The organism is Vibrio lentus (assembly GCF_002875945.1).
GTDB lineage: Bacteria > Pseudomonadota > Gammaproteobacteria > Enterobacterales > Vibrionaceae > Vibrio > Vibrio apostichopi.
This window is the reverse complement of the sequence record NZ_MCZK01000101.1, coordinates 80,591-97,111: the sequence shown is the minus strand read 5'-3', so window position 1 is coordinate 97,111 and position 16,521 is coordinate 80,591. Positions and strand designations below refer to the sequence as shown.

General features: G+C 43.3%; 11 protein-coding genes. 2 read left to right on the top strand and 9 right to left on the bottom strand.

Features of this window, described 5'->3' with window-relative positions:
* Nucleotides 1-31: 31 nt before the first annotated feature.
* From BCT49_RS08030 to BCT49_RS08010, 5 genes are all read right to left on the bottom strand, one after another.
* Nucleotides 32-964, bottom strand: a complete 933-nt coding sequence (locus BCT49_RS08030; protein WP_102434795.1) for a LysR family transcriptional regulator — start codon at nt 962-964, stop codon at nt 32-34.
* A gap of 255 nt (nt 965-1,219) precedes the next feature.
* A complete protein-coding gene (locus BCT49_RS08025) occupies nt 1,220-2,005 on the bottom strand; it encodes an HAD-IIB family hydrolase (RefSeq protein ID WP_102434794.1) in 786 nt (261 codons plus the stop codon).
* A 35-nt stretch (nt 2,006-2,040) separates the two neighbouring features.
* Complete coding sequence (locus BCT49_RS08020) at nt 2,041-3,324, bottom strand: TRAP transporter large permease (RefSeq protein WP_102434793.1); 1,284 nt, start codon at nt 3,322-3,324, stop codon at nt 2,041-2,043.
* A 9-nt stretch (nt 3,325-3,333) separates the two neighbouring features.
* The gene (locus BCT49_RS08015; protein ID WP_102434792.1) at nt 3,334-3,798 is read right to left on the bottom strand and encodes a TRAP transporter small permease; all 465 of its coding nucleotides are present in this window, start codon (nt 3,796-3,798) and stop codon (nt 3,334-3,336) included.
* 108 nt (nt 3,799-3,906) lie between these two features.
* Nucleotides 3,907-4,920, bottom strand: a complete 1,014-nt coding sequence (locus BCT49_RS08010; RefSeq protein ID WP_065103288.1) for a C4-dicarboxylate TRAP transporter substrate-binding protein — start codon at nt 4,918-4,920, stop codon at nt 3,907-3,909.
* A gap of 273 nt (nt 4,921-5,193) precedes the next feature.
* On the opposite strand from BCT49_RS08010, the gene BCT49_RS08005 reads away from it, so the two are divergent.
* Together BCT49_RS08005 and BCT49_RS08000 are read left to right on the top strand one after the other, a co-directional pair.
* Entirely contained in the window at nt 5,194-5,898 is a 705-nt protein-coding gene (locus BCT49_RS08005; RefSeq protein WP_102434791.1) for a glycerophosphodiester phosphodiesterase family protein, read from the top strand.
* Nucleotides 5,899-5,907: 9 nt separating this feature from the next.
* Nucleotides 5,908-6,651, top strand: a complete 744-nt coding sequence (locus BCT49_RS08000) for a DeoR/GlpR family DNA-binding transcription regulator (protein WP_102434790.1) — start codon at nt 5,908-5,910, stop codon at nt 6,649-6,651.
* A gap of 80 nt (nt 6,652-6,731) precedes the next feature.
* On the opposite strand, the gene BCT49_RS07995 is transcribed toward BCT49_RS08000, so the two are convergent.
* Genes BCT49_RS07995 through bcsA form a run of 4 tightly spaced genes read right to left on the bottom strand, consistent with a single transcriptional unit; the run spans nt 6,732 to nt 16,519 of the window.
* Complete coding sequence (locus BCT49_RS07995) at nt 6,732-10,505, bottom strand: cellulose synthase subunit BcsC-related outer membrane protein (protein ID WP_102434789.1); 3,774 nt, start codon at nt 10,503-10,505, stop codon at nt 6,732-6,734.
* Nucleotides 10,496-11,605 carry a cellulose synthase complex periplasmic endoglucanase BcsZ gene (gene bcsZ / locus BCT49_RS07990; protein WP_102434788.1) on the bottom strand — a complete coding sequence of 370 codons (1,110 nt, stop codon included), beginning with the start codon at nt 11,603-11,605 and terminating at the stop codon, nt 10,496-10,498. The genes BCT49_RS07995 and bcsZ overlap by 10 nt, the downstream gene beginning before the upstream one ends.
* Nucleotides 11,602-13,896, bottom strand: coding sequence for a cellulose biosynthesis cyclic di-GMP-binding regulatory protein BcsB (gene bcsB, locus BCT49_RS07985; RefSeq protein WP_102434787.1), 2,295 nt, complete (start codon nt 13,894-13,896; stop codon nt 11,602-11,604). Before bcsB ends, bcsZ begins: the two co-directional genes overlap by 4 nt.
* Nucleotides 13,886-16,519 carry a UDP-forming cellulose synthase catalytic subunit gene (gene bcsA / locus BCT49_RS07980; protein ID WP_102434786.1) on the bottom strand — a complete coding sequence of 878 codons (2,634 nt, stop codon included), beginning with the start codon at nt 16,517-16,519 and terminating at the stop codon, nt 13,886-13,888. Before bcsA ends, bcsB begins: the two co-directional genes overlap by 11 nt.
* Nucleotides 16,520-16,521: the final 2 nt, after the last annotated feature.

Below are 16,521 nucleotides of genomic sequence, written 5' to 3'. Positions count from 1 at the left end.
ATCACTGTATGATTAAAAGAAATACCCGAGATTACAAAACAATAGCGTGGGCATCGCTACGTAAAAAAGACGTGTTCTCCATTAAGAAATCAAGGAAGGTTTCAGCTTGAATACTTAGCTCTCTCCCTTTCAAAGATTGCACCTTAACGGTCGCTTTAGATAATACCTCGATCTCAGTCGGCACGACTTCTATACGGCCTGATTCTATCTCTTCGAGAACCGTCAGCTTAGGCATAAAAGTGACGCCAAGCCCCGCGACGACAAAATTAGTCAGTGCAGTAACCGAGTTAGTTTGTAATTTAGGTTGGAGATTAAAATGCGACATTTGCTCTGCGTGTTTCACTAGTCGTCCCATGCCAGTCGAAGTGTCTATTAAAGCCAGCGACACATCTTTGATTTCTTGCAGCGTCACAGGTGTCTCTTTCATTGTCAGAAAGTGCCCTTTCGGAGCGATAAGTTCTAGTGGGTGACTGCGTTCTACATGCGTTCGTAGTTTCGGATGCGGTGCTGCTGCGTAAGTGATAGCAAAATCGATCTGCTGATCTTCAAGCATCTTAACCGCATCAAGAGCACCGGCTATTTCTATCGACAAGTTGATGTCTGGATAACGGGTCATAAAGGTCTGCATCGGCTCAGACACTAGATTAGTGATAAACCCTTCACCTATCGCAATACTGACGCTACCACCGGTCAGATTTTTAAGCTTGGTCAATTGAGTTAATACTGCCGCCTCACCTCTTATAATGGTGCGATAGTGATTCAACAACTCGTTTCCCGCTTCCGTTAAATAGGATTGGCGGTTATTGCGCTCCCACACCTTCATCTCAACCTGATCTTCAAGTTGAGACAACATACGACTCACTGCTGCAGGATCAACATTCAACATCTTCGACGCCTTACGTAACGACCCGTATTTCGATAAAGCATTAAGGTATTCCAGCGCGCGGATATTAAAGTGATGCATTCAACTTCCTTGTGATTCAAGTGACACTCAGAGCAAGCGTCTCATAAATTCGGCATTAACCGATATTCCAATTTGATGAGATAGGGTTTGCGCTCATCAACTTGTGCACCGAGTCACTTCAAGACTATGGTTGCTCAGCTATTCAGTATGTTTTTCCTGTTCCAAATAAGACAAAGGCGACAACTTTCGTTATCGCCTTTGCACTGCTGATTGATGATTGATGATTACTGTTTGCTGACTAAAAATGAATAACGACTATTTCAACGCCAATAATTTATCAGTGAACTCAGCAAAACCATATCCGCCGGGTTTCTTCATAACAACAACCGGATGATGCGATAACTTGGTCCAATAGTGTTCAATGTTCGCTACACCAACACTGAAGGGCAAAATTTCAAACATATATTGGTCGTTCATCGAGTCGCCGACATAGCAACTACGCTCGACAATCTCTTGGTCAGATAGCCCCTTCTCCTTGAGAAAAGCAGTCGATGTCGCTTTCTTAGAGTGCTCACCATACCAAGCATTAATGTGAATAGAGCTTGCTGTCGCATGCGCGCCTAACGCATGAATCTTAGAAACGATTTCTTCAATAATGGCATCGTCGACTTTAGGACGATTTTGACCGATATCGATCGCAACCTCACACAAGCGATAAGACTGATCCAGCGTTAAACTGAGCTCTGGGTAATCGCTCAAAATAGCTAATACTTGTTCTTTGAGCTTACTCTGATTTGCACTAATTTTTGGCAAAGGGATATCAGAACGCAATGTCAGATAACCATTTTTCTTTTCCATAATAAACGCACCATTCTCGCCAAGAACTGCATCAACAGGCCACAGCTGCGCGATATGATCACACCAACCAGCGCAGGCACCCGTTACAGCCACAACCTTTTTTCCCGCATCTCTTAGCGCTTTCAAGGCCACCAATGTTTCTGGTGGCAACTGTCCTTGCCAAGTTAAAGTATCGTCGACATCCGTCAGTACCCAATCAATGCTTTTCCAATTTTGGTCTAAATCATTCGTTACCGAATTCATTTCTACACCCTCAAATATAAACTAACTTATTAGTGTTAAAGTAAATTCGGTAAAAACATCACTAAACTTTCAGAGAAAGTCAGCAACATCAACACCGACAATAAAGCGAGTAGCAAAGGCACTACTTCTTTTACAAAGTCGACCATACGAACCTTCAAGATGGAACATACGGTAAACATCATCGAACCGAACGGTGGCGTCACACCACCAATCATAATATTAACGATCACGATAATGCCGAAGTGAACTGGGTTTACGCCTAAGTTAAGCACGGCCGGAAGCAGCAATGGCGTTAAGATGATCATCGCGGCGCCACCTTCAATGAACATGCCGACCACTAGCAACAACACATTAATCAACAACAGTAAGACTAACTTGTTGTCGGTAAGCTCAATCAAAGCAGAAGCAACATTGTGCGGGATTTGCTCAAGCGTCATGTAGTAACCGAAGACCATCGCTCCGATAATAATGAACATCACACTACTCGTACCCTGCACCGTTTCACGCATGATTAATGGGATATGTCTTAGGCCAAGTTGACGATAAACAAAAATGCCAATAATCGCACAAAGCAATACTGCGATTGCGCCCGCTTCTGTCGGTGTAAACAAACCAAAACGCATACCCAGAATAATACCGAAAGGAATCAGCAGTGCGGGAATCGCTTTAAGGAAGTAATGAAAGCGCTCTTTGGCAGACGCAGGCTCAGAACGAGAAGGCTTGTAACGACGCTTGCGAGCGATGAACGCAATAGTCACCATCAGCGACAAAGCCATCAAAAATGCAGGCACATATCCCGCAATAAACATCTGATGAACGGAGACATTCGCTAACAACGCAAAAATTATTAAGTTAATACCCGGTGGAATAACAGGGCTGATACTTGATGATGCCGCTGTTACAGCCGCTGTGAATGGCAGATCATAGCCACGCTTGGTCATTTCAGGTGCAAGAATCTTCGATTGCATTGCAGCATCCGCATTCGCAGAGCCTGAAATACCGCCCATTAACGTACTCAACGCCACATTAACCTGCGCCAGACCACCCGTTTTATGACCAATCATTGAGTCCGCAAACGCCAACAAGCTTTTACTGATCCCTGCATAATTCATCACCGAACCAACCATGATAAAGAACGGAATGGCCAACAATGGAAATGACTCTGTTGAGCTAATAAAGCGCTGCATTACCAAGCTGACGGGAATCGAGTCATTAATAAAAAGAAAGTACACCATTGCCGATGCGATCAATGAAAACGCAATGGGTATATTCAATAGAAACAGAACAAAAAGAATGAGGATTGGAAGATAGCTTTCCATTAATCGTACCTACTTAAAAGAGCGCTTTAGAGAAGCGATATCGCTGACGATGAATCGAACCGTATGGATTGCCATCAATGAAAAACAAAGTAACAACACACCATTGATAGCAAAATATGACATGCCCATCACTGGCGTTACCTTGTTGGATAACATCAGGTATTGATAACTCAGAACAGCCATCAAGATGTTCAGAGCCAGTAGGAAGAAGGAAACACATAACCTAAACGGGATTTTTGCTTTTTCTGGCAGCATGGCGACCACCACATCAACCCCCATGTGAAGCTTGTGTTTATAGCAGGAACTAATGCCTAAATAGACAGCCCATATGAAGCAAATAACCGAGAGTTCTTCGCTCCAAGGGACAACAAATCCAAACCCATAACGCAAAACAACGTTTATTATGACCACTAAAACGGTAATCGAAATAGCAATAGAGGCGAGGATTTCTTCAATATTTTTCAATAAAAACAAAAGACTTCTCCAATGAAATACCCAACATCACGTCGGTTACTTCAGGAATAAAACGGCCTGAAGGAAATCAGGCCGTCTTCATTAACAAATTAATCTACATTCGCACAATTACTGTGCAGCTCGAATCGTTTCCAACTCTTTCATGATCGTTGCGTGTATACCTTCGCTCCATGTTGGGAACTGGTTGTACACATCAGCCGTCAACTCATTAAACTCGTCAGAGTTAACTTCATTAAACGTAACGCCTAGCTCTTCAAGTTTCTGCGTGTATTCAACATCAAGCTTAACCAGCTCTGCAGTATTAGATTCAGCGCCCGCTTCTAGCTCTTCATTGATGATTTGCTGTTGCTCTGGCGTAAACTTGTCCCAAAGAGTCGGTGAAATGTAGATACCAACCGTGCCTAGGAAGTGTTTAGTCAAAGACATATTCTTCGCTACTTCATAGATTTTGGTTGAGTACATCGTTAAAATCGAACCTTCAAGGCCGTCAACAACACCTTGTTGAACACCTGCATAGGTTTCTGGGAATGGCAGAGAAGCTGGAGCCGCGCCCATTGCTGAAAGTGTGCTAATGAACAACTGACTTTGTGGAACACGAATACGCATCCCTTTCATGTCTTCAGAGTTCACAATCTCTTTATTGGTGATCATGTGACGGAAGCCAAACATGTAGTCTGCATTCAATACTTTAATGCCTTTCTCTTCAGCTTTAGCTTTCAAGCCCGCGACAAATTCTGTATCCATCATCGCTAAATATTCATCATACGTGTTGTACAACATTGGGCCAGCCAGTGCTGCAAAATCAGGTACGTAATCACCTAGGTAAGTCAAATCTTCTACAGCGATCCAGTTTGCGCCGTTAACCACTTGCTCCAAGTTGTCTTTATAAACCGGTAATTGACCACCTGGGAAAACTTTAATATTTACTGAACCTTCGGTTCTTTCGCGTATTTTATCGGTCGCTTTAATGAGTTCTTGGGTTAACAGCTCGTTTTGAGTGAACACAAGGCTCATGTTGATATTGATCGGCTCATCTTTAGCTTCAGAACCAGCCTTGTCAGCTTCACCACAACCAACAAGCAGCGTTGCCGCCATAATTACTGTACCTAATAGCTTTTTCATTTTTTATCACCTTTTCGTGGCTATCGTTTTCTAAATATAGAGGGTGTTATTAAGTTTTCGTAGAGTATGTAAGTGAATTATTACATTCATATGAACATTAATCTTACCGGTTTGAACATTGTGAGTATAAGGTCTCACTATTGTATAAACTCTGTACAACACCTTTAAGCTAGCTCTCATTTAAAATAAGTAGATATAGCGGATAGATAATAAATCTGTAATAAAGTAGAGCTACTGTTTCCTGAATTTTCAAATGAACATCGAGATTGAATTATGATCACAGGCCACCGCGGTGCCGCTTCTTTAGCACCAGAAAATACGTTAGTGAGTATTGAACAAGCAGCGAAAGCTGGTGCTACATGGATTGAAATTGATGCCCAACTCAGTGCCGACGGTATCCCTATGGTTTTTCATGATAAAGCGGTGAACCGTTGTACTAATGGGACTGGGAATATTGCAGACTTAGATCTCACTGCGCTCAAGGCGTTAGACGCTGGCAGTTGGTTTGGTAGTGAGTTTATAGGAACCTCGATTCCGATGTTGAGTGAAGCGCTAGACAAGTGCCTAGAACTCGGTCTTACTCTGAATCTCGAGATCAAGATATATGACGATAAGGCAATAAAACCTTTAGTCGACCAAGTTGTTGCTCTGATAAAGCAAAAGGACTTCCCTAGTGAAAAACTGTTAATCTCAAGCTTCAAAAAAGAGGCATTAAGTCTATGCCAAGAGTTAATGCCCGAAGTTAGACGAGGGTTTATCTGCGAGGTTTGGAATGATTTCAGCCTAGAGTCACTTCAATCACTCGACCTTTACAGCATTCATATTGACCACCGAATCCTTGATGAGAAAACAGCGAAAGCGATCAAAGACTCAGGCGTAGTTCTTAAAATATGGACACTAAACGATCCTCAATTGGCGGCTAAATATTTCAACCTTGGTGTCGATAACATCATCACCGACGTACCCAATAAATTTTAGTGAGCTTCTATGGAATTGAACCACCGCCAAAAACAAATACTCGCGACGCTTAAAGCAAATCAAGATGTGCAGATCGATCATCTAGCAGAGCTATTTTCGGTCACTACTCAAACCATTCGTCGTGACGTAAACGACTTATGCGAGCAAGGTTTAGCGCGAAGAGTTCACGGAGGCGTGAGCTTACCGACAACGCTGACCAACACAAGTTATCGATTCCGCGCTGGCGTTGAATCAGAAATGAAAGACAGTATCGCCATGGCGGTTGCAGACGCAATTCCTGAAGGTTCAACGGTAATGATGGGCATTGGCACAACTGTCACTCGTATCGCACAGTATTTATTGGCAAAGCCAGCATTACGAGTGATCACCAATAACCTACAAGTCGCTCGAATCCTCGAAGCAAACGAGCAGATTGAAGTGTACTTAGCGGGCGGCTTATTTCGAAGAGAACACCAAGACATGGTAGGAAGTAGCGTAGTCCACTTCTTTTCCGATTTTGAAGCCGACATTGGTATTTGTGGTTGTGGCTCAGTAACAGACAGCCATTTCGCCATGGAACATGAGCAAGTTGAAGCTGACCTATCCAAGTCAATTATTAAGAACAGCCGTGAAAGTTGGCTTGTTGCAGATGCCAGTAAATGGGGACGCTTTGCTGCGCTAAAGGTGGCGTCACTGGAGCAGTTTGACTGCATATATACCAATAACAATCAGCTGCCTTCAGAGCTAACAATAAGGCTGATAGAAGGAACTTAATATGAGGCCTTTATTCGTAAAGTATTCTATTCGAAATCAAGGCGACTCATTAAAGTCACCTTGATTCCTAGCCATTGATTCTAATAAAAATCACTATACAGAATCGGTGTCGCCGGTGGGAATTCAATAGGCTGCCAACGATCATTGAATGTATATTTGGCATAGAGCATAAAATGGTTTGGTGTGTAAAACTCCGAGCGCTGTAAATCCAGTAATGCACCTAAATACCAACGCTTACTCACGCGTTTTTCAACAGCCGCTTGAAAAGATGAACCAAAACCCCCACCCGATTCAGACGTACCATTTGGGCTCAGATAAGGCGCGTCTTCTTGCGTCCATGAATTGGAAATAGAGCCACTTAATAAATATGACCAAGTGTTGTCGTATCGACCGTAGTAATTGACGGGTAACGAAATCGACAGATAACTTTGCGGGCTGTAATAGCCACCATGGCCAAGCGAGTACTCACCAAGGTTTTTATCATACCCAAGATAAATCAGGTTTGTTCCGATACTCAAACGCTCGTGATCAGTAGAGATCAACTTGTAATAAGCACCACCAAGAACGCCAAGTCGATTGTTATCCTCGACATTTTCACCCGTTAGCGTGTGATATTGAAGGCTGCTCCAAAAACCATAAGGCCCCCCAATATCCCAACTGGTATTAAACTTGACTCCCGTTCTTACAACTCCACCCCACTTAGTTCCTTCTATATCGGAAGTACCGGAAGGAACTGACATTCCCGCGTAAGAGAGTGTACTGCTCGTTTCTGGACGACGAGAGGCAACTGCAGTCCAGCCAAACTGTCCTAAGTCACCATCAACACTGACACCCCCAACCCAAGTCGTGTGGTCAAAACCTACTGGTGTAGTACCGATATCAGCACTCCAGTTTTTAGCTTGCCAACCAACCCCCAAAGCTAAACCCGATGAGCTATCTTGGAACTGTTCGCCTGATGAATTCGATGATTTTTCATAATATTCGAGCTCTCCGGAATCTATTGATACATAGTCTGCTCTAAGTAACAAATGACCGTCCCACTCTTCAATTGGCAATCTAGCTTCAATCGGGACTTGATTCGATTGATTTTGACCATCACGAGCACTGTAATCCCAACCAATAAGTATGTGGCCATCACTACGGTCATGTAATGTATCTAGATCCGATTTCACATTACGTGTTAACCAATAATCATCACTATTATTGTACAACTCTCGCAACGTAGGAGTCGTCGTTTCTGCAGGGCTTTGTTGTTCTGCTTTCTCTATTCGGTCACTGTTCAGTGCTTGATAGGCTCTATCTTCAGCTAATAGCCACTGTTCATTTTCCATCGCAATTGCCATACCGTCTCGGTATTCGAGCACACCCGCATCTGCTTTGCTATCGAGTAATGCGTTGAGCTGATTCGCATCATCTACGTGTCCTTGCTGATTAAATATACTCGCCGTGGTCATCAATTGTGATGCCGTTAAGAAGTCAGCCTTTTGCTTTAAGATGGGATGATATTGGTTATAGACCTCTGTATCTCCATTTAATGCGCTGACACGTAACATTCCAATTTGAGCTTGGGTTTTGTAAGGTTCAGATTCTGACAATACCCTACTGTAAAGCTCTAAAGACCGATCTAAGCTTTCATTTTCTAGCATTAAGTCGGCCTCAGCCAAAATACAGCGTGTTCTTAGTTCATCAAACTGCAAAAACTCTGACGCACTAAAATCTTGAGCTTCAAAACTAGGGGTTAGTTCGTCAAACCAATCATCAAAATCTTCAAATTTAATTAAACTTACCATCAGCCCACCATAAGCCAGTTGCTCATCGGTAGAAATAAATGAAGAAGGTTCGATGCTACGGTAGATTCTCTCAGCTTCTGGTGATTCACCAACGTCAATCCAAGCCCCGGCAATGCGAGACAAAGGCTGAACCTGACCTTGATACTGTACTTCTAATCCCTTCAACAGATCCGAGACTGCTAAAGGGGATTCTTGATAGCGCGTTTCAATACCTTGGAGCTTAGAGTCTAGTTTTAACCGGGTAAGGGTTCTCTGCATTGAGCTGGTTACTTGTTGCTTTGGGATACTTTCCAGTTCAGCTATAGCTCGATTAACTCTCAAACTCTGTGCAAGATAAAGTGCATAAGCAAACTTCATTTCAGGATCAGAGGCATCTTTTGCCCAATCTTCCATCAACTGATCCGCACGAGGCTTATTTCCCATAGAACGAACAACGCCAGCGATGTCCAATCTAAGCCAAGGAGAACTAGGGTTTAATTGGATAAGAGCTTCGACTGACTCAACCATAGCTTTATCATCATTGTTAGCAATTGCGTTTCTTAAGCGAATAAGAATGATCTCAGAATCGATACTACTAATCTTATCTTCAACAACTTGCTGCTGAGTTGATGAGTAGCTATTTGCGACTTCTCGAGATCCATCCCAATCCCCTTGATTGATCTTAACATCAAGTCTCCCCCGCAATGCTGAACCATTCAATTTATCTAGTGCTAAAGCCTGGGAATATGCTTTATCTGCCGACGAATATTTTTTCTGCTCGAGATAGAGAGCACCGAGTGCAACAAATGCATATGGCTGTGTTTTATCAAGTACTAACGCCTTACGGTAGAGACTTTCAGCTTTGCCTCGTTCGCCTTTTGCTAACTGGAGATCACCTTGATCTAAATATGCCCAATACTGAGATGTTTCAACCAGCGTAGCCCATTTGGATGAGGTATCTGGATTTTTGTCCAATTGTTGAGCTTGCTTAAAATACTCTAGTGCTTTTTCTTGTTGTCCCTTGCGCAGGTAAACCTTACCCATCCCCCCTAAAATCTCTGGATCTTTAGGACGAGTAGTGAGCGCATAGCGCAACTGAGCTTCAGCTTGATTTGTTTTGCCTAATTCGAGGAGTTCTAACCCCTTCAGCTTTGCAAGGTAAGTAGGATCTTTACGTAATTCCTGTTCTAGTTTCCATCGTTCCTTCGCCGTTTGATTTGCTTTTTGAATCTCTAAATCTGAAGGATAGTAACTCGCAAGAATTGCGTATTGCTCGGTCACTGATTTTGATATGGGCAGTTGCTCTAAGGCTCTTAACCAAGAAGTAGCCGCGCTCGTTCCCACAACAGGTGCCAACGCTAGTTGTCGATAAGTATCCAAAATCCAAGGATCGCTCGGATTGTCTTTGCGTATATGATTGGCCAATGCAAGCTGAAATTGAGGAACTCCTGGGTAGTCAGCATTCAGACGTTCAAGTCCAATCTTCACTTGACGCCAGTTACCATCTAAGTTGGCTTGCAGTTGCAGGTATTCAAGTTTAAGAGCAGCTGAAGGCATACCGTTAGGGAAAATGATTTGGTAAGCTTTAATAGCTTCTGTGTAGCGGCCAGATTTAGCCAATAACTTAGCTCGCTGATAATCGCCTCTTTTTTCACCTTGAATGGCCATTATTGAAGACAAAGAGCGTGCTTGTGAGGAATCTGGGGCGATATCTTTTAAGCGCTGATAACTTTGCTCAGCCAGTTCCGGCTGCTTACGCTTCAAGAACATCGTTGCTTGATAATAAAGCCCTGATAGGTTGGCTCTTTCAATAGCAAACAACCTCTGTAGAGTACTTTCTACAATATCGTCGCGACCGATAGCATCAGCAAGCTTTAGTTGGTTGACTAGCCATTCCACAGAATCAACTCTAGCAAGTGAAGAAGAAAACTGAACAAGTTGCACAGGTTGATAAACAAGATCGAGCTGAGCCTTGGATAGAGGCGCTGAATTCACGCCTATCGCCTTAGCCGTACCGACAGAAAAAAGACCACTCACCACAATAGCAAGGGGTACTAGCCAATAAGAACCTACTCTTACTGACATTGCTTACTCCATGCTGGTTGCAACTCTCCATGTTCGCCAAATCTAAAACGCTCATTGTGCCAACCAAGACCAAACAAGCTCAAGACGTTGTCATAGTAATGGTTGTTTTTACCAGTCACTACTTCATTTTTAGCCCGAGTAGCCTGTGCTACAAGTAGTTCTGAATTGTCCATCGAAGCAAGTAATGGTAATGCGGCGGCTGAAAACCCTGCGCTTCCTTTTTGAGAATACTTGCCGGTTACTGTATCAACCTCACGTGGTGGTGCTCCCAACCGTTTAATCGCTGAAGCAAATGGCTGCATTCTATTAACAAGTTGTGCTTTATGTTGATTCTGTTCATTGAGCATACCCGCCCACAAATAAGTGCGAATTGCGTTATAACTCCCAACAGAGCCCGTGACTTTATCTTCGGTAAATTGTTTTTCGTTTAAAGTTACCCAGTCAGGGCTAAAACCTTTCGCCAATGTTTGATCAAGCATTAGAGCACTTGATTGGTACATTGAATCCCACGAGTATTGTGGGTAGAGTTCCTGCATACGGTCAATCAGCTGTAAAGGAACATAGCTAGGGTTCAAACGATAGCCATCATCACCGAGATCAAATCCCTTAGGCGCTGGAAGTAAAATAGTGCCAACATCAGCAAGTTGAACCGACTCTTCTCTCAATATACGAGCTGCTAATAAATGCCCTAAAGATTGATAGTAATAGTTATCCCACAAGCGCCCCGCCTCACCCAACGCATAAGCAATCCACAAGTCAGAATCTGATGCAGGGTTTGCATCGAGTATGCCAAATTGACCATCGACTCTCTTTCCCCACAGCCAAGCGGGTAACCTTGCAGTTAAGTCGCCACCCGCTAAATTTGTTTGAGTCCAATTCAATACTTGCTCAAATGCTTCTTGATCATTAGCAACCAACGCAAAAAACAAAGCATAAGACTGACCTTCAGACGTGGTAATTAAGCGCTCATCACTACCATCAATTACTCGTCCACTATCAATATATATCGATTTAAAACTGTTCCATTGAGGCCACTCACACGTAGCAGCCATAAGCTGAGGAGATAGCAATAGCGATATCAATAAGATTAGCTTTTTCATTGTTCATCCTCCTCCGTTTTCTCTAGACGCTTGGCTGCGACCTGACGCAATACTCTCCACAGCACTATAGTTACAATAACCATCATCAACGCGGCAAAACAGGCAATAAGAATCGGGTGACTAGAAAAGTGATACCAAATTAACTGCCAAACAGGCAACTCACCAACATAGTAGTGAGCACCTACATTGTAACTTGCGACTTCATCGTTCCTGAGCGTAATCAGGGAGCCAAACATATGTTGCACTTTACCGGAATCACTTAAAGCACTATCTATTGACGCAAAATCAGATGGGTGCGATGCCATGATCGATACCAAACTACGATTGCTTGTAAATGGTGACTCCATTCCATAAATCGCTGCAAATGACCCATTAGCCTCAACTGAAACATAATCTGTGGCGTCTTGTTTAGCATTCGAAGGGTTCATCCAGTTCATCCCAAGCTGTTGCTCATTTTTACTTGGCAATCGAATTTGACGCTGTCCGGCTTCAATTACAAGATTAAGTTGCTCTGGGTCATAGCCAGCCTCTTGAAGCTCGCTAGCAACGCCAATACTTAATATGTCTTTGTCTGCCAAAGATTCACGATCCCATTGATCGGTCACCATTACCTGAACACCCGGATAACCAGAGTCGCTGCCTAATGAACCCATAACATTAAGAAAAGTTTGCAGTGCTTCTATCGGCGCATGCTTCGGTAGAATTACCGCAGTTTCCGACAAATCAGCCATCCGTGTATATGGGAAGCCAGATGTCGCAAATGCACGCATATTAGGCATCTCGATGTAGTGAGGGAAGCCACTAAAATCGATAGTTGAATCACCATCAACGACCGCATACTGCTTACTAGGTTGAGTAACTTGGCATTGTCCATCCGTCACCGAAGCAAAGCCAAATTCAAAGTCGATTTGGTTCTTACTACCTACTTTAAATGCTGGGATTCTTACTCGGTCGTCCGAACTCAAAAAACTATCATCAAGGAGCGGGACTCGAACACGGTTAGAATCACCACCTTGCCCTTCTGTCGTTAAGTTGAATGCTTGAATAAACTGATCATTAATACTCAACGTCAAACGAGATCCCGAGTGATCGTCGGTTGGTGGAGAATAGCGATAGTTTAAGTCCATCGGTATACCACGACTCTGCCAAGTGAAGAGGTCCGGTGGCAAACGCAGGCTAACACTGATCGGCGGAGGTGTACGCCCTTCAACTTGGAGTGCACTTTTTTGTTCCACGAGCTCAGATAGAGCCACAGGACGATCGGTACTCACCCAATTAGGCGAATCATAAGGCACTCGTGGCTTTATCTGTTTAACTTCATTAATCTTCGCGATTGGTCCAGTCAAGATTTGGTTGCCTAACGCCAAACCTTGCACTGCCGTATTCAGGTCATCACTGTCACGCCCAACGACTAAAAGAAGTTTCACGTAAGGATTAGTCGGATGAGTAATAACTTGTAAGTAAGGACCATCGGTGTCGGGAAAGTCTCGTAAGAAATCGGGTTTGTTATCATTAGTGATAAACACCACTGCATTACGGTCTGGCAAAGTATCCAAGCTCAACGGAAATTGTGCTCCACGCCAACTCGCTAATGCACCAAAATACGAACTGAGTACACCAGCAGCTTTGATATCATCAAGGTCGTATTGATCGCCAATAACCACAGGTAAATCTAATTGACTGAAATCACGGACATCAAAAAACGGTGCTGGTAACAAGCTCAAATCACTCTTGATCAAGGTTTTCTGAACGAACATTTCAATTCGACTACTTTGACTTATCTCAGCCCAAATGCTCGAATCATTTGGATTTGCACAATCTGTTTTTGTATTGCCAATCAGCTCAAAGCGTATTTGATTATAATTGCTGAAATAACGTGTATCTAATGGCATAGACAAACTCAACTTTTGCCCTTGCTGCCCCTCAACAATAGAAGTCACTCCCATCAGTTCATTGTTCAAATACACTTTTACGTGTGAAACCAATGAAAGAAGTGCTGGGGATGGAGTGATATCAAAGTACAAAGTCGCCTTTGAAACGACTTCATCAAGTCGCGAACCGAACCCGACGTAAGCACTTGCCTCACTTCCTTGAATCGCAATCGAGCCTGTATAGCCAAGTTGACTAAATGGAATGACGCGTTTAACTACTGCGGCGCTTTCATTATCTCCGTGTAACGCCTTAGCAGATATTTCTGACTGATATTGATTGATATTTTGTGCGGCAACATTGCCCGACAAACACGCGATGGAGAGTGCAGCTAACGCTGTTATTGTTTTATTATTTAGCATGACTTTGGGTCCTGATTGGGACATAGCGTGGTCTTAGTGACCAAATAAATTCGAAACACTTTGAAAAAATATCCACACTATCCCTTATGAATCTAGGGCTGTGCTTCAATAAACGTTTATAGCCGTTAAATCCTACCTGAAGTACTGCTCGCATACTCGATAGCGGTTTATCTGACTGATACCCTTGCTGCCATTTCGCCCATGTATCAGCTCGGGCGAATGTACATTGGACATATTGAATTTGTTGCTGGTGAGACAGTTGCTCCAACTGAAGACCAAATATACCTTTAGAAGCATAGGCAACGGTCATTGGGAAAACGAACTCTTGTCCACCACGTTTGAGTACGACTTCTAAACACTGGCCAAGCAAATGCTCACAGGTTCTATCCTCAACACCATCAATCTCTACTCTAATCCCACCTAGAGAGAAGTCTTTCATTTCCGCTTGAATTAGATGCCCTGTATTAAGCTTTACAGCAACCGGCATCGAGACTTCTACTCGATGGTCTTTACGGACTTGTTTTGCCTCAACCGCTACGGCAACCGCGGCGCCCAAGATCAAGAGGTTATATAAAGTCCAAACAAGATTCACAATGACTGTACCGACCTCATCATTCGGCCCCCACCCTAAACGGTAGAAACCCACGCCAGCCCCTAGAATATTCAGTGCAACGAGGACGAGATAAGGCCTAGAGATCACCCAGTCGTAGTGAGATTTTTCAACTAAGCCGCCTTTAGCCGTTACGTTAAAAGTACCTTTATGAGGAGCAAACAATGCAACAGTAGTTGGTCTTGCGATATACCAAGCTAGAACTGTCTCGTAGACTTCCCCCCAAAAAGAGTAACGATGGTCACCCTGCATTCTCGAATTAGTCATGCTGGCATGCACCATGTGTGGTAATACATAGAGAATAATGGCTAACGCCGGAGCGTAAATTACATATGAGTGCAAAATTAAAAAGGCTAGAGGTGCAATTAGAAACACTATCCTTGGGATACCGGACAAGAAATGCATCATCGCATTTAGATAGCAGAGTCGTTGTGACAGCTTGAGCCCTTTTCCTTTTAGGGGGTTATCTACACGGAATATCTGAGCCATACCTCGAGCCCAACGGATACGTTGACCAACGTGTGCAGATAAGGTTTCAGTAGCCAAGCCCGCCGAAATGGGTTGCTTTAAATACGCTGAACGATAGCCAAGACGGTGCATTCTAAGAGAGGTGTGCGCATCTTCTGTCACCGTCTCAACCGCAATACCCCCAACCTCTTCTAACGGTTCACGCCTTAAAACAGCACAAGAACCACAGAAAAAAGTCGCGTCCCATAGGTCGTTGCCATCTTGAATCAAACCATAAAACAAGTTCCCTTCATTAGGCACATTTCGAAAGTTCGATAAGTTGCGCTCAAATGGGTCAGGAGAAAAGAAATGGTGAGGTGTTTGTATCAACGCAAGCTTAGGATCTTTAAGGAACATTCCCATCGTCAATTGAAAGAAAGCACGCGTAGGAATATGGTCACAATCGAAGATTGCGACATACTCACCACTAGTACGCTCTAATGCGTAATTGATGTTGCCAGCTTTGGCATGTTCATTAGTAGGACGACGGATATAGTTAACTCCGACACTCTTAGCAAAGTCTCGAAAGCTGTCGCGCTTACCATCATCAAGGATATGAATGTTTAATTTATCTTTTGGCCAGTCAACGCCAAGCGACGCATAAACGGTTGCTTTAACAACGTCCAAATCTTCGTTATAAGTTGGAATCATCAAATCGATAGTAGGCCAACTTGAATGGTCTTTGGGCATAGAAACAGGCTTTCGACTTAAAGGCCAAATATTCTGAAAGTAGCCCAGTAATAGCACGATCCAAGAATAGGTTTCAGCCAACAACAAAATGCTACCAAGAATCAAAGCTATCGGGTCGTCCCAATTTAGAGTGGACGAATAACGCCACCACAAGTAACGACACGAGGCCGTAACAGAAAGAATAATGAGCAACATGGTTGGAAAACGCCCTGGCATACGACGAACCATCATGGCCAGAGCCCAGAGTAACAATATAAATACAGTTTGAGCCTGATAACCGAAAGGGACGGTAAAACAGAGCAACGCGATAAAAACAACAAAGAAAAGCAGCGTGTAGTTTAAAAACATCGCTAATTTACTTTCTTTCATTCGCTCGCGTATTTCTGAACCATTGGTTTGATCCGCTGTTTTCTCTAGCCAAACAACCAATTTAGATATTTGATCAAGCGGTATATAAAAGACTTTTTTAAGCCAAGCCGAGACTTGACTTAAAGCTTTAGTCACTTTCTTAGACACAAGAACACAAGGGGTCTGCTTAAAAAAAACAAGCCACAGCGTTTGAATCATAAACCTAACAGGATCAACTAATCTCGGAGCAGCGAAGTTGATATGAGGGTACAAATGTAAAGGCAGCTTCCATGTAGGTATACCCGCAATAACTGGTTTCAAAAAGACAAAACTCAAAGAAAACCAAACCGACAAAATAAACTCACCAGCTCTTGTACCACTGCAATTCCAGAATTGCTCATAGGCAACCTTCTGGGATTTAAATTGATCGGTTATCCAACGCTGGAAAATCAAATTCAGGCTACGCATAA

What these genes read in the sequence shown, in the direction of transcription:
- bcsZ (WP_102434788.1), bottom strand. Translation starts at nt 11,605, where the DNA reads ATGAAAAAGCTAATCTTATTGATATCGCTATTGCTATCTCCTCAGCTT.
- bcsA (WP_102434786.1), bottom strand. Translation starts at nt 16,519, where the DNA reads ATGCGTAGCCTGAATTTGATTTTCCAGCGTTGGATAACCGATCAATTT.
- bcsB (WP_102434787.1), bottom strand. Translation starts at nt 13,896, where the DNA reads ATGCTAAATAATAAAACAATAACAGCGTTAGCTGCACTCTCCATCGCG.
- BCT49_RS08000 (WP_102434790.1), top strand. Translation starts at nt 5,908, where the DNA reads ATGGAATTGAACCACCGCCAAAAACAAATACTCGCGACGCTTAAAGCA.
- BCT49_RS08025 (WP_102434794.1), bottom strand. Translation starts at nt 2,005, where the DNA reads ATGAATTCGGTAACGAATGATTTAGACCAAAATTGGAAAAGCATTGAT.
- BCT49_RS08020 (WP_102434793.1), bottom strand. Translation starts at nt 3,324, where the DNA reads ATGGAAAGCTATCTTCCAATCCTCATTCTTTTTGTTCTGTTTCTATTG.
- BCT49_RS08010 (WP_065103288.1), bottom strand. Translation starts at nt 4,920, where the DNA reads ATGAAAAAGCTATTAGGTACAGTAATTATGGCGGCAACGCTGCTTGTT.
- BCT49_RS07995 (WP_102434789.1), bottom strand. Translation starts at nt 10,505, where the DNA reads ATGTCAGTAAGAGTAGGTTCTTATTGGCTAGTACCCCTTGCTATTGTG.
- BCT49_RS08030 (WP_102434795.1), bottom strand. Translation starts at nt 964, where the DNA reads ATGCATCACTTTAATATCCGCGCGCTGGAATACCTTAATGCTTTATCG.
- BCT49_RS08005 (WP_102434791.1), top strand. Translation starts at nt 5,194, where the DNA reads ATGATCACAGGCCACCGCGGTGCCGCTTCTTTAGCACCAGAAAATACG.